Below are 18,753 nucleotides of genomic sequence, written 5' to 3' on the forward strand. Positions count from 1 at the left end.
AGTCGAAACCGTGAACAGACTAAGAAATTCTGTTTCGTCGGTTTTGGGGTGGTAGCAGAGTCCCGAAGTTGATTAGCGACGACGCGGCGGCTCTTCGCGGTAGCGTGGCGGCATCCCATTCACCAGATTGCAGACGACGCGGTGAATCTCATAAGTGCCAACCTTCTCGAAACGCTCTGCAATCGGCTCCGCCCAGAAACGGGCCGTGGGATAGCCCTTGTCGTGCCAGAATTTCTCCAATCGTTTGGCCAAGGCCATTGAGCCCTTGCGGCTAAGCGTGTCGGGCGCGCGGGGCTTTCCGACGGGACCAGCGACATCGGGAGCAGAATGATCGGCCTGTTCGCCGCCGCCGCCTTGTGTGGTGGACGGTGCAGCGGGAGTTTCGTCCGGCCGGGCGCTCTGACGCGCACAAGTGGCTGCGGCGCCCTCAAGACGCACTTGCTCAGGCTGCCCTAATTGACATGCCCGCCCGGCCGGTGGGAATTCCTTGGAAGCCGTGCCAGACGGCGCGTTTCCGGTGATTGTTTCGTGCTCGACCATCACATACCTTTCCCCGCTGCTTATGCGGTTTTGAAGGGGGGTGATTGCCGACGGAACGGACCGGAGGGCTCCGTGGTCGTGGGTTTGATCTTCGTCATCTTCAGCGCAAATGCACTCCCTCACGCAAGTGAAACCGCTTTTAGAAAAAACGTTTCTGGTCTGCATCGTCATAAGTTGTTGTTTCAGCTAACTGCATGAATGCATCGATTGCGAAACGATCAATTGCATGAGCGTGCTATTGCATGCAGGTGGTGGTCACGGTCGCAATAGTTGCCGATAGCCAACAGCTGTCATCCATCGTGCGCGGGCCAGGTGACTCTCAAAGCTGCGTCGTGACGCGGCGGGATAGCGGTCCGGGTCGAGATGCAGGACGATCTTTGCAACTTCGCGCCAGTCAGCACCTTCGGCATCGGCATCGAGCAGCCGCAGGTAGGTGGTCAGATGAAGCTCATCGTAGGGCGTCACCCGGTCGTGAGTGGGAGCCTCACCATCCACGTCGGGATCGAGTTCTGGCCGTAATCTCATTTGCCGCCCCTGCGGACTATTGAAATCTGCCCCCAGCTTTGTGCCGCTTGATGGCGGTTTGTAGTCGGCAATGGGTCGCGATGAGCGAAAAGTCTCCCGTCGCGAAGGGCGAGGGCGCGCCCGCAAAAGAGCGGGCCGGGCTTTCGTGAACCGAGCCCCCGGCAAAGAGGCCGGGGTCTCGGCCCTTCGGGCTTCAATCCCTCGCGCAATGTTGAGCATGGCTTAGGCCATGCACCTGGTTTGTTGAAGGGCTAAGGGGCGCCGCCCCTCGCGCGCGCAAGGCATCCACGCAGGCGCCGCCGCCTCCACACGTATCCCCGCACATTTTGATTTTTTGAAGAAGTGCGGGGCCCCTCGTGCGGACCCTCGGCGTCGCCAGCGCGGAGCCTCCTTGCACTTGCTACCCCCGTTCTCGCCGAAGGGCAGGGGTGCAGCAGCAGCTGCACCCCAAGCCCAAAGGAGAAGAACATGAAACTTCTAACCAACACCCAGACCGAACAGTTACTCAACAATGGGCGCGTCAATGCTGCCCATATCGGCGTCGACGGCAAGACCGAAGACTTCAAACCCGTCGTGAAGATCTTCTGCCCGTGGACCGGAGCCACATGGCTCATCAGCGAACTGGACCCCGAAGACCCGGACCTAGCCTTCGGCCTCTGCGATCTCGGTTTCGGCTGCCCCGAACTCGGCAATGTTCGCCTTTCGGAAATTGAAGGCGTGCGCGGCCCCGGAGGCCTCACCATCGAACGCGACATTCATTTCAACGCCACCAAGACCCTGACCGAATACGCCGATGAGGCTTATCGGGCAGGCGCAATCGTCGCCTGAAGGAGTCCCAACATGCGCAAGGACCTCTATCAGAGCATCACCGACCAGATCGTCGAGCAACTGGAGCAGGGCGTGCGCCCGTGGCTCAAGCCATGGAGCGCCGCCCATCTCGCGGGGCGCGTCTCGCTTCCGTTGCGCTACAACGGCACCCCGTATCGCGGCGTCAACATCATCGCGCTGTGGATGCAAGGCATCGCCAAAGGCTACAGCGCGCCGCGCTGGATGACCTTCAAACAAGCCCTTGAGCTCGGCGGCTGCGTCCGCAAAGGCGAAAAGGGCAGTCTCACGGTTTATGCCGACACCATCACCCGCACCGAGACCGACGCCGCCAGCGGCGAGGAGACCCCCACCGAAATTCACTTCCTCAAAGGCTATACCGTTTTCAACGTCGAACAGATCGACGGCTTGCCCGATCAGTATTATGACCGGCCCGCGTTACGGTTGGAACCCTTGCCGCGCATTGCCCGTGCTGATGCATTCTTCGCTGCAACCCGCGCCGAGATCGTCCATGGCGGCAGCAACGCATGCTATATCGAGCGGCACGATCATATCCACATGCCGTGCATCGATGCATTTGAAAGCGCGGAATCCTACTACGCCACGCTTGCGCACGAATGCACGCACTGGACCAAACACCCCTCACGCCTCGCCCGCGAATTCGGGCGCAAACGCTGGGGTGATGAAGGCTACGCCATGGAAGAACTGGTCGCCGAACTCGGCGCGGCCTTCCTTTGCGCCGGTCTTGAACTTACGCCCGAGCTTCGCGAGGACCACGCCAGTTATCTGGCGCACTGGCTCACCGTCCTGAAGAGCGACCGCCGCGCAATTTTCACCGCCGCCGCTCACGCCCAGCGCGCCGCGGACTTCCTGCACGGGCTCCAGCCCCAGCAAGCGCAAGCGGAGGCCGCATGACCTCCCGCACCGACCAACTGGGCTTCGGCGATCTGCTCGCCGAGGCCGAGCGCCAAAACGATTGCCAGCGCCAAGACCGTGAGACCGCGCATCTGCCCGGCACCATGGACGAGGCCGTGCCCTACCTGCACGGCCTCATTGCCAAGCATCATGCGGCGATGCTCGCCGCTGATGCGGCCACCGCCATGGCTCTTCGCGCCGAGGCGGATTTGCTGGCCACCAAGCTGAACCGCTTCGAGCTCGGCATTCTGGCAGGTCCCGATGCGCCCGGCTGCAGGCTCGACCGGGAAACAAGGGCAAGTGATGGCACCGTGCCGCTTTGGGGGCAGGCGGGGTGCTTTGAAATCTGCGTGCTGGACATGCGCGTGCTGATCGAACTTGAAGGCCTGTTCGGGATTTGCGCGTCGGTTTGTCCGTGGCCGGGCTTTGCGGCGCGCGCCATCGACTGGAACAGACCTTTCCTTAGCGAAACCGGCTATCGCAGCTTCCTTGGTCTGTCCGGCGACTTGCAGCCCAACCTCACGCCGGACCAGTTCGTGCGCAACGTGATAACGGCGCACATCGTCCGGGACCTCAAAGGAAAGCTCCTGCCGATCAAGCCACAATATCGAGACAGGCACCAACAGACGGCGCTGCCACCAAGCAATGCCGGGCACTGTGTCGCGGAGGAAAGCGGCGGCAAACGGGACCGGTAACAGAAAACCTGAATTCGGCTCCCCGGTAGTGCGATCCGCACCTGCGATATCAAGCTTAACAAGTAAGTCTTGTTGCCAACCGCTGGATTCAGAATAGCCTTAAGCACCGGGCAATTTGAGCAGGTCCGGGTCCACCATGCCAAGGCCGTCAGGCAAAAAATACTCTGCTTGGCGGCCTTGTTGAAATGCTGAACGGTCACGCATGCCGGCTATTTGTTCGAAAGATATTTCCCGGTTCGAGATTGTCTGTAGGAAGTGCGGTGGACTCGGCATCGCCATTGATGGCCGGACAAACGCTCCGTCTGACACTTCAATAAGTTGCCGCCATTGCGGTTCGCCCCGAGGCACGCTCGCGGCGCTGCGGCAGCTTTCGCTGTACGGCAAACACGACCAGTTCGAGTTCTGAAGCTGAGGTCACTTTGCGTGTTGTGCACGATTGCCGTCCGGGCCGAAGGGGTTCGAGCAGCCTTCCTTTCATAAGTGCTTTACCTGCTACACCTGCCGTCACACTAATCAGTGTTGCCGCCACGCCCATAGAATGGAAGAAACAGGGCCCTTTGGTCGGTTCCGCTCTCATCGTCAATCATTCCCGGCGCATAAGAAGCTTCGGCCAGCACCCACGTCGTGGCCGTCGGACCAAACCGGAGAGGCAAGGCAAAGAACTTTTCTTCGTCTTCCTCGACGCACGCGCCGAAAGCGTCGTCGATCAGCCTTCCGGCCTCGCTCATCACTTTCACCTCTGCAATGAACGTTGGAAACCGGTCGATATCGCTAAGGTCAAACTGCGCGATGAAATATCTCCCGTCTACGTCACTGATGAGAATGCTCGGCATGTGCTCGCGCATCATGTCCAACATCAACGCAGCTGATCGGATCGGCCTCCGGCTCTTTCTAAGCATTGACGGCCTCCATACTCTACGCAACACCACTGGTCAGGAACGTAAATGCGCGATCCGGACTTTTTTGAGTCAGGAATGATCAGGAGCGCGCCGCCATAATTTGTTTGAAGAAGCGGGCTGTCTTGTGCGAGGGGCCGGTCTTGAGTTGTGCTGGCATGGACACTTCCAACAAAGGAGAGACCATGACCGACACGTTCACCATTGGAAAACGACTGATCCCACGCAACCAGCTGGCTTTCGTTGAGCCCTACGTTCCCACCGATCCGTCGCCGATCCAGACCAGCCGCAGCTTTCAGGCTCGCGTTGTCCTACTCAATCGCGACAGTATCCTGATCGAGGACAGCGTCACCGACTTCGCCGTCGCCAATCGCTTTCTGCTCCTCCCTGAGGATCAGACCGCGATCAACCCCGCCATCCGCTTCGGCGTCGAATTGTTCGCGCCCGGCGAGGACTTTCGTCCGTCAAAGCCCTTTTGTTCGCGGCTGCGCTGGCGGGACCTCGATGGCAACGACCAGAGCAAGCTGTTGCTGACCAGCCCCGAGATGGTCCTGGAGCTGATCACCGACGGTACGCCGCTTGCCGATGCGCCGTCTGCTGGCAGCGGCCAAGCGACGAAATCCCGGCGCAGCAAACGACCGGCACGCGGCAAGCTACCCGCAGGGCAGCCTTCGTAGTTCTCCCGCCCACTGCGCCATCGCGCTTCTCCAATGGAATGCCCAAGCGTTATCGCTTTGGGCATTTCAAACCTGCCTTGGCCATCACCGCCGGGTCACAAGGAACGGGTAAGCGTGGCACGACCTTGCCGGGGACAAAGAGCGGGAACGACGTGGACCACAGCACAAGAACTTCCGGATAACGGCGCAGATCAACCTCATAGGGCGCGCCAGCCGGAAAGGCGATGCGCAAACGATCGGGCGCATAGCCCCAGGGCGCAAAGGTTATGCTGTCGATAATGAAAGCTTGGGGGGCGTCCTTCTCCGGCGTGAACCCAAAATAGGCCTTCACCTTGCTTGCGCTAAATTGGTCGCTGAAGGCCAGCTCCGCGCCATCACGGCTATCCACCACCGAAATCTTCCGAGGTGCCGACGGCGCGTAAACCAGCACCATCGGCTGATTGTCGGATTGAACGAGCGCGACACGCACATCGCCCACGCCGGGCAGATCGACGCGACGCTGGACCTTCAACTTACTGACAAAACTGTCCAGAACCGTGAAGCGTGCGTCTTTAACAACGGGTGCCGGTGGCGGCGCTGTCGTGACAGGCGGCGGCGAAGGCCGCTCGGTCGATGGTCCGCCTGGCCACAGCCACCATCCGAGTAACACCAGCGCTGCCGCTCCCAGAAGAAATTTGGTTCGCAGCGACAATCCTGCAGCGGGTGCAGGCGGCTCGATTACCGGCGCGGGCGGCGGCAATAGCACAGGCTCCGGGGCAGGTGGTGGCAACAGTTTTGGCGCCATCAGCAGCCGCGCAGGCCTCCAGTGCTCAAACCGCCGCCGCTCCCAGGTGTTCGCCGGGTTGCGCCCCACCGTCCCCAGCACCTCCTTCAAGCTGAATTCCGGCAGGCTCGGAAACACGTCCCAATAGGGCGGACGCCAGCTTTGCACCCCGTGCATCGCCCGGAAGATCATGAATTGCTCGGAGGCGGGCAGACGCCGCACCTCATCCGGCGTCCGCAACGGGCGCGCCACCTCACTGACGGACTCACTCCAGTTCTGGGACGTGGTTTCCGACTGGCTGTCGGAAAAGCCCTGCGTCATGTTGCTCGGGTACGGATTGCCGTCGCCGCCAATGCTCCTGGCATTGAAGCCACGCGAAACGCCGTGGCTGGTGCCCTGACTTTTCGACTCTCCAATACTCCGCCCGTGGCTTTCCACCGTGGCGGTGCCAAGCATCTTGGAAATGTATTCGGCGGTGAACTGGACGTTCACCGCGAACACCCTCTGGAATGAATTGTTGATGAAGCTTTCCCAACCCTCGCCATAGACCGCCCGGAGCTGGGGGAGGTCCTGCACGGTCAGATGATACTTGACCTCGTAACCGCGGGCGATGGCCACCTCGGTCAGCAGCATGCGCATCTGGCCGAGGCTCGGGAACTCGTCGATGATGATGTGCCGCCAGCGCTTGTGAAGCGGGCGGTCGGCGGATGCCTTCACCCGCTTGAAAGCACGCGCAAAGGCCGTGACGCACAAACGGAGCCATGCCCGGTGCGTCATCACATAGTCCGGCGGTATCACAATGAAATATTTGCCGCCGCCCCGCGCCGCCGCCCCCAAATCCAGACTGGTCCCCCGCAGCGTCCGGGTCATGCTCGGACTGTCGATCCACGCCGTCTCACGCTCCAGAATGCTGATGATGCCGGAGCGCTCCTTGTCCTCGCGGTTCAGCATGCTCGTGAAGCTGCGCCTGATCACGCCGCCGCCCAGGTCATTCTCCATATAGCTGTAGAGCAGGGTGGAGAGGTTCTCCTTCGCCTTGCCGACATAGGCTTTCGGCATCGCCCATGGCTGCGTCACCAGCTCGCGCAGGCGCACCAGATCGCGCTTGCCTTCCTCCGCCGGGTCCAGCGCCAGATAGAGCAGGAGGCCGGTCAGGAAGTTCCGCGCCGTGTTTTCCCAATGGCTGTCTTCCGCCCCGGATGGAATGATCATCGCATCGGCCATCGCCCGCGCATCATCCGTGCAGTTCGGATTGTCCGCCGTCAGCTGGTCAAGAAATGTCAGGACCGCCGTCTGGCCGGTGTCACAAATGTCCCAGGGATCGAGGAGATGCACCGACGGCTCGTCCTCAAAGGGCCGCTGGAAGAACGGCCCGGCGAGTTTGGCAATCTCGCCCTTGGGATCGACGACCACGACGGCCTGATCCTCAAGCCCGCTGCCCAGCAACAGCGGCGCGATGCAAGTCGTGAACTTACCGCCGCCGATACCGCCAACGATCAGCTGATGCAGGTCGCCCTTGTAGGTAATCGGAGCGAATTCATATTCGTTTTCGTACCACCAGCCGACCAGCAGGCCTTCGGGCACCGAACCCGGCTGCCACGGCGAAAGTAGCTCGGCCGCTTCCAGCTCCTGGCGGAACGCAAAGCGCGCAGTCCCATGCACTCCCATAGCCCCAACCCCTACCTGCCAGCCGCAGGAGTATGCCAGACGATCAGCAACCGTGCAGGGATCTGAAACAAATTCGGTGGGAGGCATCCGGCTCCGCAAAAGCTGCGCCGGACCGGGCTCTATGCCGCTACGCCTTCGGCTACGCGGCACCGAGTCTCCGGCTCCGCAAGAGCTACGCCTCCGTCTCGGCCCTTCGGGTAACGATCCCTTGCCCGGCATGTATACGCGCAGACGCGCGTCAGTGCTAAGGGGCGCTGCCCCTCGCGCGCGCAAGGCATCCAGACACGTCCCGCCGCATCCACACGCATCCCCGGCACCCCTGTCGGGGTGACGGGGCCCCTCGTGCGGAGCCTCGGCGGGCCGCGTCCGGAGCCTCCTTGCACTTGCTACCCCCGGTCTCGGCGACGCCAGGGGTTCAGGCGCAGCGAAGTGCTGCGCTGAACCCCTGACCAATTAGGAGACCTCCAAATGTTACTCTTGACCCAAGAACAAAATACCCGGCTGCGCGCCAACGGCCAGTTCAATGCAACCCGCACCTCCGAAGGCAAACCCGAAACGGACTTCATGCCCGTGGTCAAACTGTTCTGCCCATGGACGGGCGCAACGTGGCTCCTGACCGAACTCGACCCCGAAGACCCCGACATCGCCTTCGGCCTCTGCGACCTCGGCCTCGGCTTCCCCGAACTCGGCAGCGTCCGGATTTCGGAACTGGAAGCCGTGCGGGGACCGGGCGGCCTTCGCGTCGAACGCGATCTGCATTTCCGGGCCGACAAAACTCTCTCGGCCTACGCCGACGAGGCACGCCGCAACGAACGCATCGTCTGTTGAGGGGGACGCCATGACCAGCACCCTCCGCGAAGAGATGCGCACCAACGCCGTGGACGTGACCCGCCGCAGGGTCCAGCGCAGCTACCAGCCTCTCTGCAAGGATATCGAGGAAGCCACCCACGAAGCCCCGGACGAGCAGGAAGCCCCACCGGAGGAGGTGGACGAGGCATCGGAGGAGGAGGATGTTTTCGATCCCTGGATTGTCGCCTCGTTCGGAGAACTGATCCGCTCCGCCTTTACCGATGCACCGTTTGCCCTCGTCCCCTGCCGGGTCAATGGCGAGCCCTCCGCCTGTATCGCCCTCACCAAAGGACGGGGGCGGAAGCTCTGGGTGCAGCCGCTCTTCGTCGCCGTGACCGCCTCCATCGCGGTGACCGGGCGCGACGATCCGCCGGAGCCGTCCGACACCGGCTGACGCCAACGGCATCACCGGCGATCAGCAGCCTGCGGTACTCTGGCGCGGGCTGTTGTCGTCGGGGGCGGTCGCAGAGCGGGATGGCTGGCGATGGCTGACAAAGGCGCTGGTGACACAAACGGAAGACCGGGCGGGGTAGCAAAGAACGGGATCGAAGCAACAGACTAACGGCAATATCGCGGAAATATGCTAAGGTCATTTCGGGAGCGGAATTCGTTCAGGCGCACTTATGGGTTTGAAGAGGGGCGCTGATTTTTCAGGCGTTTTTTGATCGAGCAGGGGCCAGGGGTCAATGGCGATTTTCAGCCTCAACCACAGCTTCATCGGCCGGAGCAAACACCCGCCGAGGGCCGCCAGCTTTTACGCCCGGTACATTTCTCGGCCCGAGGCCTGCACCCAACTGACAGGCGAGCGGATGCCAACCGAGCGCCAGGAGTTGATGGCCTGGCTCGATGAACAGGAGCAGGGCGATCGTAAGAACGCCCGGGTCATCGACAAGGTCATCGTCGCCCTACCGATCGAGCTCTCGCACGAAGACAACGCCAAGCTGCTTCACGATTTCTGCGACCGGATGACCGAGGGGCGAGCCTCCTGGGTCGCCGCCATTCATGACGGGCCCGGGGATGCCGACAATCCTCACGCTCACATCATCTTCCGGGATAGAGACCCTGATACCGACAAACGCGTGATGCTCACGACGGAGAAGGGCAGCACGGGGCGCCTCCGGGAGGGCTGGGAGCAAGAGGTCAATATTGCCCTTGAGCGCGCCGGACTGGACATCTCCGTCGATCGCCGCAGCCTGGAAGAGCAGGGCATCGACCGCGAACCTCAAATCCATGTCGGCGCCGCAGCGATGGAGCTGGCACGGCAGAATTACGAGTTCGAGAGCAATCAGAAGGAAGTCACCCGGATCATTTCCGGGGAGCCGACGACCGTCACCATCAATTATCCCGCGATCGATCAGGGGCGGACCCGGTTCGACGAAAATGAAGAGCGCATCGCTCGCAACCGTGCCCGCGAACTCCCTGCAAATGCCGAAGATGCCGACTGGACGCATCGAGGCGGAATGGTCGCTCAGCAGTGGTCTGCCATCTCATGGGTGCATAAGGCAAACGAACGTGCGGAGCTGCTCTACGAGCGCATGAGCAATGGTCAGACAACGGATGACGCTGATCCAGCGGATGCCATGCTCGTCCGCGAACACATGACGGATAGGGCTGTCGAGCGTGTGAATAAGGAAGCTCGACGTGAAACTACGGACTCGAAGGCTGAGATTTGGGAATCGCGAATGTCGGACATGGGGCGTGCCATGCGCGAGACGATGGAGCAGCAGCGCGAGCGCGATCACGAGCAAGGACTTGAGATCGACCGCTGATCAACTTTCACTCTTTAAAAAGCGAACGTGCTCACACACACGCAGCCAAATCGGTAAAATGAAGCTGCGTTGAGTTTGAGAGCAGGCAAGCCATGCGCCGTCAGCCGTTCGCCGGATGACAGCACGCTTGGCAAGGGGCTCCGCCCCGTTGCATCCCCCGTAGGCCGCCTGCTGCACTTTTTGGCATGAAGGGCTGACTATGAACCGAGTTGAGGGGCTCACTCGCCGGTCTCGTATCACGATCCGTCTCTCGACCGAGGAACGGAACAGGCTCGACGCAGCTGCCAACAATTCCGCCATCAGCCTGTCTGACTACGTTCGCTGCGTCCTCACGGATTTGCAGCCTCTTCCTGCCATGAAGCGGCCGACAGTGGAAATGACGTTGCTGGCCAGGGTCCTCTCCGAGCTCGGCAAGCTTGCCAGCGATCTGACGGCGGTGGCCAGGGCAGCGCGCGACCCCGAGCGCCGCGGTATGCTGACGCCGTTCCTTGAGCGCGATCTGCTTCGCGTTATCAACGATCTCAAACCGTGCCGGACGTTGTTGCTTGAGGCGCTAGGCAAGAAAGCGCTCGACCGATGATCATCAAGGGACGAGCAAGAGGGCGTTCGCAGCAGTTGGCTAAACATCTCCTTCGAATTGACCAGAATGAGACGGTGCGACTGTTTGAATGCCGTGGAACGGTTTCGGATGAGGTCGCCTCGGGACTTGCCGAGATGGAAGCGCTTGGCAAGGCAGTAGCCAGCAGGCGGCCTCTCTATCATGCCTCGATCAGTCCGGAGAAAAACGCGCCGCTGACGGATGAACAGGTGCGCATTGCCGCCGACCTTCTGGAGAGCAAGCTGGGGTTTCGTGAACAGCCACGAATGATCGTGCTTCATCGGAAAAACAGGCGCGACCACGTGCACGTCGTCTGGTCGCGGGTCGATGTGGAGAAGCGTTGTACGATTTCGGACTCCTGGAACTATCGCCGGCATGAGCAGGCGGCGCGCGAGCTGGAGGAGTTGTTCGGGCACCGCCATTTGCAAGGATCGCGGTCACAGCACACGCGCCGGCGTCGGAGCATCAAGGATTATGAGCTGCAACAGGCGGAGCGCTCGGGGGTGCCGTCGCAACAAGTGAGCAAAGAAATCTCGGCTCTTTGGCTGGCGTCACCAGATGGCGCGGGATTCCGCAAGAGGCTTGCCGATGCCGGTTATATTCTCGCTCGGGGGGATCGCCGCGTGTTTGTCGTGATCGATAGGGCCGGAGAGGTGCATTCGTTAACACGGCGAATTGAAGTTGCCGACGCCAGAACGGTCCGAGCGTCCTTGGCGGGAGTAGAGCTCAGCGAATTGCCCTCGGTATCGGAGGTCCGGAAGACAGTTCATCGCGACAGGAAGCGGAAGACTTTTCGTATGACCTACGCAAGAGCGGCGCGCGAAGTCGGATTTCGTCCGGTGCGCCGGGAAGTCGTCGAGTTGTCACTTTCCGACGAACCAAAGGTGACCGGGAGGGGGATGTCTCCTGAAGCAGTCGTTCACTACCGGTCAATCCGTGCGATCGTTGTTGCCAGCTTCGCGGCACGAATTGCCGAGGCGTTCGAGAATGCACCTCGCGACCAACTGGCGGACATCCTCGCAGCTTTGAAGCAGGAGCGTTCCGCAGCGCTTAAGGCGATCGCACGCGACGAACGAAGCGAGGGGAGACAATCGACCCGAGAGGTGTCTCGCAAAGCCAGGTCGCGGCGGAGACAGGTATCGGTGCGGCTTGCCCGCTTCCTGGATCGAAGGACCCGACGAAAGGATGGCAAGCTGCCCGGTTAAATGCGCCGCGGACGTGTCGCGGGCAGAAAACTCTCGGTGCGACGTCGATTCCGGGAACACCAGACGTGAAACACATTGTAGAAGGCCGGATCTGCCTTCCGCAAATCGGCCTGCGTCATACCCTGCGCTACATGTTTCGCGTAAACACGGCGGAAGAACTGGTCGGGCGTCTCTCTTTTATTCTTTCGATCAGAATAGAGTTCGACGCTCGACGGAAACGTGAAGCCTTTCGCCCGCTCCGCGACCACAAAAGCAATACGCGCATCAATCTCGGTCTTCAACTTGCGCAAAGTGTCAATCACGGCGCGCTTGGGTCTCCGATGATCGAAGGTTAGTGTGTCCAGCAGATCGTTGAAGTTGTCGAGATCGTCGGCCCAATTCAATCCGGCTCGCTCGCGAGCGAGTTTGACGGCAACCAGCGCGATGACTGTCGCGTACAGATCGAGCGATCTCGACTGGGCCAACTCCCTGAGCTGATCCTTGAGCCGATCAGGTAGCTGTAACGTCGTGGCCGCGCCCTTGGGCGGCGTCATAAACAACCAGACAACTTCGTGCAGGGCCATCTGACTGAGTGTCAGATCGCGGCTTGTTACGGGAGGCAGAGGTGCAAGGCGGTCGCGGCTGGTGACAAGCTCACTGTACAGAGTGAGGGCTTGTTCGTTGAACAGTCGGTCGCCGGATATTTGCTTTTCCGATCGGCGCCCAATTACCTGAGCGGTTCTCTTCGCCATCTACCCGAAATCCGCATCTGAGCCGGCTGTAAACGAGTTCTCCCGAACCAGCTCCCAATCTTACAGGGCGTGTCTGACAATCAAAGACGTCGGGACACGCTTCGCCCGGAAGAAAGTTGTTTTCAACAAAGCATTCGATTGAAGCAGGGTGTCCCTATCCATTGTGATGTCCGGACCAGGTTCTGGTTCGCAAGACAACCGAGGGATGACATGGCTTCGAGGGGCGGCAAACGGCGCAGGAGGAAGGTAGCAGAAGTGCTGCATTCTGATGCGCTGTGCCACCCGGTTCACGCCGGTATCAGCGCTGTCCCAACACCCTTTCTCGATAAAACGATCGCATTTTGGCAGCCGTACTACGGCCGACCCCTCAGTCGGGAGGATGCTCGCGAGATCATTCACAACGTCTCCGGCTTCTTTGCTGTTTTGGCTGAGTGGGAGAAATCGGAGAGGGTATTTCCAAAAGACGAGACTGCGTCTCCGGTCAAAACGCAGGCGTCACAATTGTGCCCCGTTTCGGATGATGACGCTCAACCCTGAATTTGCTTCCCCCCCGTGCACGTATTTCCTATGATTCGACCCGGCTTTTGAACGGGGAGCACAACTATGACCAGCAGAAAACCGATCTCCGGTAACGTGCTTCCTGTCGCGAAGAAAGCGCTCTCCTACGCGCGCGTATCATCAAAGGAACAGGAGAAAGAAGGCTTCTCCATTCCTGCCCAGCAAAAACTCTTGCAGGCCTACGCGGTACAGAACGGCATCGCCGTTGAACGCGAATTCGTCGATGTTGAAACGGCAAAGCAATCGGGCCGCCTGAATTTTGAGGAGATGGTACGCTTCCTGAAGCGGCACGATAGTATTCGCATCGTGCTCGTTGAAAAAACCGATCGCCTTTACCGAAATCTGAAAGACTGGGTGACCCTTGATGAGCTCGACATCGAGATTCACCTTGTCAAGGAAGGCGTCGTCCTATCGCGGGATTCCAAGTCGTCGGAGAAGTTCGTTCACGGCATCAAGGTGCTGATGGCGAAGAACTACATCGACAATCTCTCCGAGGAAACGCGCAAGGGGCAACAGGAAAAGGCAGAGCAGGGCATCTGGCCCACGAGGGCGCCGCTCGGTTATCTCAACACGACTGGTCCGGACGGCAAGAAGATCATCGTTCCTGATCCAAAGAAGGCCGGTGCGATCACCCATCTTTTTGGGTGGTATGCGACAGGCACGCTCTCGGTAAAGGAATTGGCGAAGCAGGCGCAAAGAGCGGGCCTATGTCATGAGCGGGCGGGAAAGGCGCTTCCGCAGAGCAGCATCCATGCCGTTCTTCGCAATCGCATTTACATGGGCGAATTCGAATGGAGGGGCCGCCTTTACAAAGGGCGGCATCAGCCTCTGGTTCCGCGGGAGCTTTGGGAGCGCGTCCAGGGCATTCTGGATGGCCGCAATGCCAAGAAGCCAAAGAGCGGTAAGCCCGAATTTGCGTTCGTGGGCCTGATCACCTGCGGGCATTGCGGGTGCGCTATGACCGCCGAGATCAAGAAGGGGCGGTACGTCTACTATCATTGCAGTGGCTGGAAGGGGAAATGCCCCGAACCCTATGTGCGGGAGGAGGTATTGTCAGAGCGGTTCTCCGCTCTCCTGACCCAACTCGACTTCGGAGAGCCTGTGGTCGACTGGCTGAGTTCCGCTCTCCTGGAGAGCCACGCCGACGAGCGGCGCGAGCACGACGCAGCCATTACTCGCCTTCAGACCGAATACGATCGGCTCCAGCACCGGATCCACGGAATCTATGTCGACAAGCTGGACGGAAAAATCGACAGCGCCTTCTTCGAGCGCATGTCTGCTGAATGGCGCTCGGAACAGGACCGCTGCCTCCGGGAAATCGGCTGGCACCAGTCGGCCGACCAGTCATACCTGCAAGAGGGCGTCCAGCTCCTGGCCATCGCCCAAAGCGCCGGGAAGCTGTTCGCCAGGCAAACCGCTCCGGAGAAGCGTCGGCTTCTCAATTTCGTAATATCGAACTCGGTCTGGAAGGAAGGGCAGCTCAACGCGACCCTCAGACAACCCTTTGACCTGATTTTGGAAACAGCCGTCGCCGTTGCCGCGCAAGGCGGCTCAAAAGGGCGGAATTTTGCTGAGAATACAGTTTGGCTCCCCGGGCCGGATTCGAACCAGCGACCAACCGGTTAACAGCCGGTTGCTCTACCACTGAGCTACCAGGGAACGAGCCGAAGCGAACTTCGCGGGGCAGCCTATAACAAAGCCGTCCGACAATGGAAAGCGGAAATCCGCACTTCGTGAACAATCAATGTCGCGGCTCCCGATCGCGGGGGCCGGCATCCTTTGATGTCGGCCCCCGCGATCGGGAGGCGGCGCAGACCTGGATTCTCCGGTTTCGCCGGTTGTTGCGTTTTCAACTGCATTGCATCATGGATGGCCTCGCATCCACCTCAGCAGGGAACACCGATGTTGGATTTCGCGCGCGCGCGCCAGAACATGGTCGATGGTCAAATCAGGCCGAGCAGCGTGACGGATTGGCGGATCATCGATGCGATGCGAGCGGTTCCGCGCGAGGCCTTCGTGTCCGACGCGCAGAAGGCGATGGCCTATCTCGACCTCGATCTCGATGTCGGCGGAACCGGCGCGAATCACCACTTTTTGCTGAATCCCACCTTTACGGCGCGCATGCTGCAGGCCGCCGAGATCAGTCAGGGCGACCGCGTTCTGGTCGCCGGCGGCGCCACCGGCTATGTCGCCGCGCTGGCGGCCAAGCTCGCCGAGCGTGTCGTCACCACGATCGACGACGAATCGATGGCGGCGCGGGCTACCGCGACACTGGCGGCGCTCGGCCTTCGCAACGTCGTGGTTCGGGTGGCGCAGTGCGCCGACGGGGCTGCGTCCGACGGGCCGTTCGATGCGATTATTCTCAACGGCGCCACCGAGATAGAGCCGACCAAGCTGTACGAGCAGCTTCGAATCGGCGGCCGCCTGGTCGGCGCCTTCGCCACCACCCGGCCGCAGCGGGCCACCGTGGTTACCCGTTCGCATTGCGACTTCGGCACCCGGGTCCTGTTCGATGCTTCGGTTCCGGTGCTGCCGAGTCTGACGCGGGCGCCGGCCTTTGTCTTCTAGCGCGGTCGACCGATTTCCTGTTTCGAATCATGAGTGTGGCCCGAAGGCCCCATCGCACAAGTTTCACTCGGAGAGTGAAGCCAGGGGTTCCTTCGTTGGATTGCGTGCCTTATTGTGCAATGGGACTCACTTCGGCTGACGCGGCTCGCTTGATATCTGCGACCGTCAGCTGGGCGACAAATCGAACTGCAAAATTGGATGCCAGAATGGATGGGGTGAAGCGGTTCTCCGGCCTTGTGACTGCCGGCATCGTTCTGGTGTGTCTGGGCCCGGCCCCGGTCTCGGCCGAAACGATCGAATCGGCGCTGATTCGCGCCTATCAGACCAATCCGCAGCTCAACGCGCAGCGCGCTTCGGTGCGCTCGACCGACGAACAGGTTCCGCAGGCGCTCTCGGGCTACCGGCCCAAGGTGTCGATCACCGCGAGCGGCGGCTACCAATACACCGACGTCAATTCGCTCTTCGGCGGCAACCAGATCCATCTGAGTGGCAGCAACTATCCGCGCACCGTCGGGGCGACGGTGTCGCAGACGCTGTTCAACGGCAACCAGACTGCGAACCGGACCCGCGCTGCCGAGAGCCAGGTGTCGTCGGCGCGTGAAGGTCTGCGCGTGCTGGAACAGTCGGTGCTGTTGTCGGCTGCCACGATCTACATGGACTATCTGCGCGACTCGGCCACCGTCGAGGTGCAGAAGTCCAACGTTCGCGTGCTCGAACAGACCTTGAAGCAGACCAATGATCGCTTCAACGTCGGCGAGGTCACCCGCACCGACGTGGCGCAGTCGCAAGCGCAGCTTGCAGCAGGCAACACCCAGCTTCTCACCGCCGAGTCCAATCTCACCACCACGCGCGCGAACTATCGCCGCATCATCGGCAGCGAGCCGACGGGGCTGGCCCCCGGGTCGCCGGTGGATCGCTTCCTGCCAGCGACGCTGGCGCAGGCTGTCGACCTCGGGCTGACCGAAAATCCGAACGTCACTGCGGCAATGTTCGGCATCGACGTCAGCTATCTCAACGTCAAGATCAACGAAGGTGCGCTGTTCCCGACCGTCTCGCTGCAGGCCAATGCGCAGCAGGGGTACGAGCAGTCGATCACGTCGCCGAGGCAGTTCGTCGCTTCGGCGATCGCCCAGGTGTCTGTGCCGATCTTTCAGGGCGGCGCCGAATACGCGCTGATCAGACAGTCGAAGGAGTCGCTGTCTCAGCAGCGTCTCAATCTCGAACAGGTCCGCGACCAGGCCCGCGCCAGCATCGTGCAGGCCTGGGGCCAGTTGCAGGCGGGCCGGGCGCAGGTTGCCTCGGCACAATCCCAGGTCAAGGCCTCGGAGATCGCATTGAACGGCGTGCGCGAAGAGGCGAGGGCCGGGCAGCGCACCACGCTCGACGTCCTCAATGCGCAGCAGGCGCTGGTCAATGCGCGTGTGTCGTTGGTGACTGCCCAGCACGACCGCGTGGTGGCGTCTTACGCGGTGCTGAGCGCCGTCGGCCGGCTTGCGCCCCAGGTGCTCGGACTGAAGACCGACATCTATGATCCCAGCGTTCACTATCAGCAGGTCCGCGACAGCTGGGTCGGCGTTCGCACGCCAGACGGTCGCTGATCTCCTGCGCCTGAGGCGCGCCGATTTGGCGCGCTTTACCGGCGATTACTTGCAATCAATTCGTCGCGTGCCGTAGCGTGTTTCGCAGGATCAGGGCGATTCGTGCCACCGATGCGGGGCGCGGCTCGCCGCGCGAGCGTCACGATGCGCAATGTGTTAGCGGCGGATGATGCGGCACTCGAGCTTGGGACGAGACTTGAGCTGGGGACAAGTCGGGCGTTCGCGGATGAAAGCCGCGCGCGCCGATCCGGAACCGGGCCATCCTGCAGAGCTTTGGTATACAACGCCGACCAGGGCGTGATGATGTGGAGTCGGATATGACGCAGCCTGCAAAGGCCCAAGAGCCTTCCATGGAGGAGATTCTCGCGTCGATTCGTCGTATCATCGCGGATGACGAAGCCAAGCCCGCGACTGCGGCCAAACCGCCGGTCGCCGTCGCCCCGAAGCCGGAGCCGCCAAAACCGGCTCCAACGCCGAGCAAGCCCGCGGCCATGACCCCACCTCCGCCCGCACCGAGTCCGGCTCCACAAGCTGCTGCGCCGAAGCCAGCCGCGCCACCGAAGCCGGCGCCGGCGCCCGCCGCGGCCGAGGTGAGCAACAGCCAGGACGACATCGACGCGCTGCTCGCAGGGCTCGATTCCTCGACCACCGAGCAAGAGGTGCGGCCGCCGCAGCCTGACGGCGACGTGTTCGAGTTGACCGACGAGATGGCGCTGCCCGATCCGGAGCCGGAGCCTGCTCCGCCGCCGCCGCCCCCAACCCCGACCCCGCTGCCGCAAGCAGCGTTCCAGAGGCCGATCGAGGACGATCTCGAATTCGCCGAGGCCGCTGCGCCGAAATCGCGGCCGCAGGAGCCGGCCTATCAGCCACCGCCGCCGTCCTGGTCCGCGGAGGAACCGCAGCCGCCGATCATGTCGCGCGCGACCGTCTCGGCGGTGGAATCGGCGTTCAATTCGCTCGCCAATACGGTGCTCAGCAACAACGCCCGCACCCTCGAGGATCTCGTCAAGGAAATGCTGCGGCCGATGCTGAAATCCTGGCTCGACGACAACCTGCCGACCTTGGTCGAGCGGATCGTGCGCCAGGAAATCGAGCGGGTGTCGCGCGGACGCTAGAGCAATTTGGTTCTGATCGAATCAGAACCAAAGCTCCGGCTTGTTGTCTTGACGCGTTTTCTGCGGGCAAATCGGTGCCGCTTCGTTCGAAAGCGCTCAATTCCGGGTGAGGATGACCGGGGCGCATACGGCGGACGCCGGTACGAACGGCTGGTCCCCCCATTGTTGACTTGCGGCGTTGACTTGCGCCGTTGACTTGCGGCGCGCTGGAAGGTTTCTAGCCGCGTAACGGATGCGTGCGTTCGCCTTTGGCGAAGC

General features: G+C 61.4%; 18 protein-coding genes, 1 tRNA gene and 1 pseudogene. 13 read left to right on the forward strand and 7 right to left on the reverse strand.

Annotation, left to right across the window (positions count from 1 at the left end; translation table 11 throughout):
• Positions 1-72: 72 nt before the first annotated feature.
• Positions 73-540, reverse strand: a complete 468-nt coding sequence (locus BMY71_RS24390) for a hypothetical protein (protein WP_139202629.1) — start codon at positions 538-540, stop codon at positions 73-75.
• A gap of 255 nt (positions 541-795) precedes the next feature.
• Positions 796-1,065 carry a DNA -binding domain-containing protein gene (locus tag BMY71_RS11110; RefSeq protein ID WP_092683755.1) on the reverse strand — a complete coding sequence of 90 codons (270 nt, stop codon included), beginning with the start codon at positions 1,063-1,065 and terminating at the stop codon, positions 796-798.
• Positions 1,066-1,533: 468 nt separating this feature from the next.
• On the opposite strand from BMY71_RS11110, the gene BMY71_RS11115 reads away from it, so the two are divergent.
• The 3 genes from BMY71_RS11115 to BMY71_RS11125 are packed head-to-tail and all read left to right on the forward strand — an operon-like array spanning position 1,534 to position 3,500.
• Positions 1,534-1,893: a DUF2958 domain-containing protein gene (locus BMY71_RS11115; RefSeq protein WP_092683757.1), complete on the forward strand. Its 360-nt coding sequence runs from the start codon at positions 1,534-1,536 to the stop codon at positions 1,891-1,893.
• A gap of 12 nt (positions 1,894-1,905) precedes the next feature.
• Positions 1,906-2,805 carry an ArdC family protein gene (locus tag BMY71_RS11120; protein WP_092683759.1) on the forward strand — a complete coding sequence of 300 codons (900 nt, stop codon included), beginning with the start codon at positions 1,906-1,908 and terminating at the stop codon, positions 2,803-2,805.
• On the forward strand, positions 2,802-3,500 hold the full coding sequence (locus tag BMY71_RS11125; RefSeq protein WP_092683761.1) for a hypothetical protein: 699 nt from the start codon (positions 2,802-2,804) through the stop codon (positions 3,498-3,500). Before BMY71_RS11120 ends, BMY71_RS11125 begins: the two co-directional genes overlap by 4 nt.
• 509 nt (positions 3,501-4,009) lie before the next feature.
• Here BMY71_RS11125 and BMY71_RS11130 read toward each other — a convergent pair.
• A complete protein-coding gene (locus BMY71_RS11130; RefSeq protein WP_139202630.1) occupies positions 4,010-4,399 on the reverse strand; it encodes a hypothetical protein in 390 nt (129 codons plus the stop codon).
• Between the two features lie 182 nt (positions 4,400-4,581).
• On the opposite strand from BMY71_RS11130, the gene BMY71_RS11135 reads away from it, so the two are divergent.
• A complete protein-coding gene (locus tag BMY71_RS11135; RefSeq protein ID WP_139202631.1) occupies positions 4,582-5,073 on the forward strand; it encodes a hypothetical protein in 492 nt (163 codons plus the stop codon).
• Positions 5,074-5,122: 49 nt separating this feature from the next.
• Here the strand turns inward: BMY71_RS11135 and BMY71_RS11140 are convergent, their stop codons facing one another.
• Complete coding sequence (locus BMY71_RS11140) at positions 5,123-7,591, reverse strand: type IV secretory system conjugative DNA transfer family protein (protein WP_175557656.1); 2,469 nt, start codon at positions 7,589-7,591, stop codon at positions 5,123-5,125.
• 381 nt (positions 7,592-7,972) lie between these two features.
• Here BMY71_RS11140 and BMY71_RS11145 point away from each other — a divergent pair, with 381 nt between their 5' ends.
• From BMY71_RS11145 to BMY71_RS11165, 5 genes are all read left to right on the forward strand, one after another.
• Entirely contained in the window at positions 7,973-8,332 is a 360-nt protein-coding gene (locus BMY71_RS11145; RefSeq protein ID WP_092683769.1) for a DUF2958 domain-containing protein, read from the forward strand.
• A gap of 10 nt (positions 8,333-8,342) precedes the next feature.
• Complete coding sequence (locus tag BMY71_RS11150; RefSeq protein ID WP_092683771.1) at positions 8,343-8,747, forward strand: hypothetical protein; 405 nt, start codon at positions 8,343-8,345, stop codon at positions 8,745-8,747.
• Positions 8,748-9,039: 292 nt separating this feature from the next.
• The gene (locus tag BMY71_RS11155; protein WP_092683773.1) at positions 9,040-10,122 is read left to right on the forward strand and encodes a MobA/MobL family protein; all 1,083 of its coding nucleotides are present in this window, start codon (positions 9,040-9,042) and stop codon (positions 10,120-10,122) included.
• Positions 10,123-10,321: 199 nt separating this feature from the next.
• Positions 10,322-10,702, forward strand: a complete 381-nt coding sequence (locus BMY71_RS11160; protein WP_092683775.1) for a plasmid mobilization protein — start codon at positions 10,322-10,324, stop codon at positions 10,700-10,702.
• On the forward strand, positions 10,699-11,925 hold the full coding sequence (locus BMY71_RS11165; RefSeq protein WP_092683777.1) for a relaxase/mobilization nuclease domain-containing protein: 1,227 nt from the start codon (positions 10,699-10,701) through the stop codon (positions 11,923-11,925). The genes BMY71_RS11160 and BMY71_RS11165 overlap by 4 nt, the downstream gene beginning before the upstream one ends.
• On the opposite strand, the gene BMY71_RS11170 is transcribed toward BMY71_RS11165, so the two are convergent.
• Positions 11,922-12,656, reverse strand: a complete 735-nt coding sequence (locus tag BMY71_RS11170; protein ID WP_092683779.1) for a hypothetical protein — start codon at positions 12,654-12,656, stop codon at positions 11,922-11,924. The genes BMY71_RS11165 and BMY71_RS11170 overlap by 4 nt on opposite strands.
• 603 nt (positions 12,657-13,259) lie before the next feature.
• Here BMY71_RS11170 and BMY71_RS25245 point away from each other — a divergent pair.
• Positions 13,260-14,225: pseudogene (locus tag BMY71_RS25245) on the forward strand (recombinase family protein); the annotation flags it as partial.
• 42 nt (positions 14,226-14,267) lie between these two features.
• Here BMY71_RS25245 and BMY71_RS25250 read toward each other — a convergent pair.
• Positions 14,268-14,543: a hypothetical protein gene (locus BMY71_RS25250; RefSeq protein WP_244526035.1), complete on the reverse strand. Its 276-nt coding sequence runs from the start codon at positions 14,541-14,543 to the stop codon at positions 14,268-14,270.
• 255 nt (positions 14,544-14,798) lie between these two features.
• Positions 14,799-14,873, reverse strand: a tRNA-Asn gene (locus BMY71_RS11180).
• 243 nt (positions 14,874-15,116) lie between these two features.
• On the opposite strand from BMY71_RS11180, the gene BMY71_RS11185 reads away from it, so the two are divergent.
• The 3 genes from BMY71_RS11185 to BMY71_RS11195 all read left to right on the forward strand — a co-directional run bounded on the left by BMY71_RS11185 (position 15,117) and on the right by BMY71_RS11195 (position 18,495).
• Positions 15,117-15,782, forward strand: coding sequence for a protein-L-isoaspartate O-methyltransferase family protein (locus BMY71_RS11185; RefSeq protein ID WP_092683781.1), 666 nt, complete (start codon positions 15,117-15,119; stop codon positions 15,780-15,782).
• A 206-nt stretch (positions 15,783-15,988) separates the two neighbouring features.
• Positions 15,989-17,380 (forward strand): TolC family outer membrane protein, encoded by a 1,392-nt coding sequence (locus BMY71_RS11190; protein WP_041805318.1) that lies wholly within the window; start codon positions 15,989-15,991, stop codon positions 17,378-17,380.
• 317 nt (positions 17,381-17,697) lie between these two features.
• Positions 17,698-18,495 carry a PopZ family protein gene (locus BMY71_RS11195; RefSeq protein WP_092683783.1) on the forward strand — a complete coding sequence of 266 codons (798 nt, stop codon included), beginning with the start codon at positions 17,698-17,700 and terminating at the stop codon, positions 18,493-18,495.
• Positions 18,496-18,753 lie beyond the last annotated feature (258 nt).

Source organism: Rhodopseudomonas pseudopalustris, from assembly GCF_900110435.1.
GTDB lineage: Bacteria > Pseudomonadota > Alphaproteobacteria > Rhizobiales > Xanthobacteraceae > Rhodopseudomonas > Rhodopseudomonas pseudopalustris.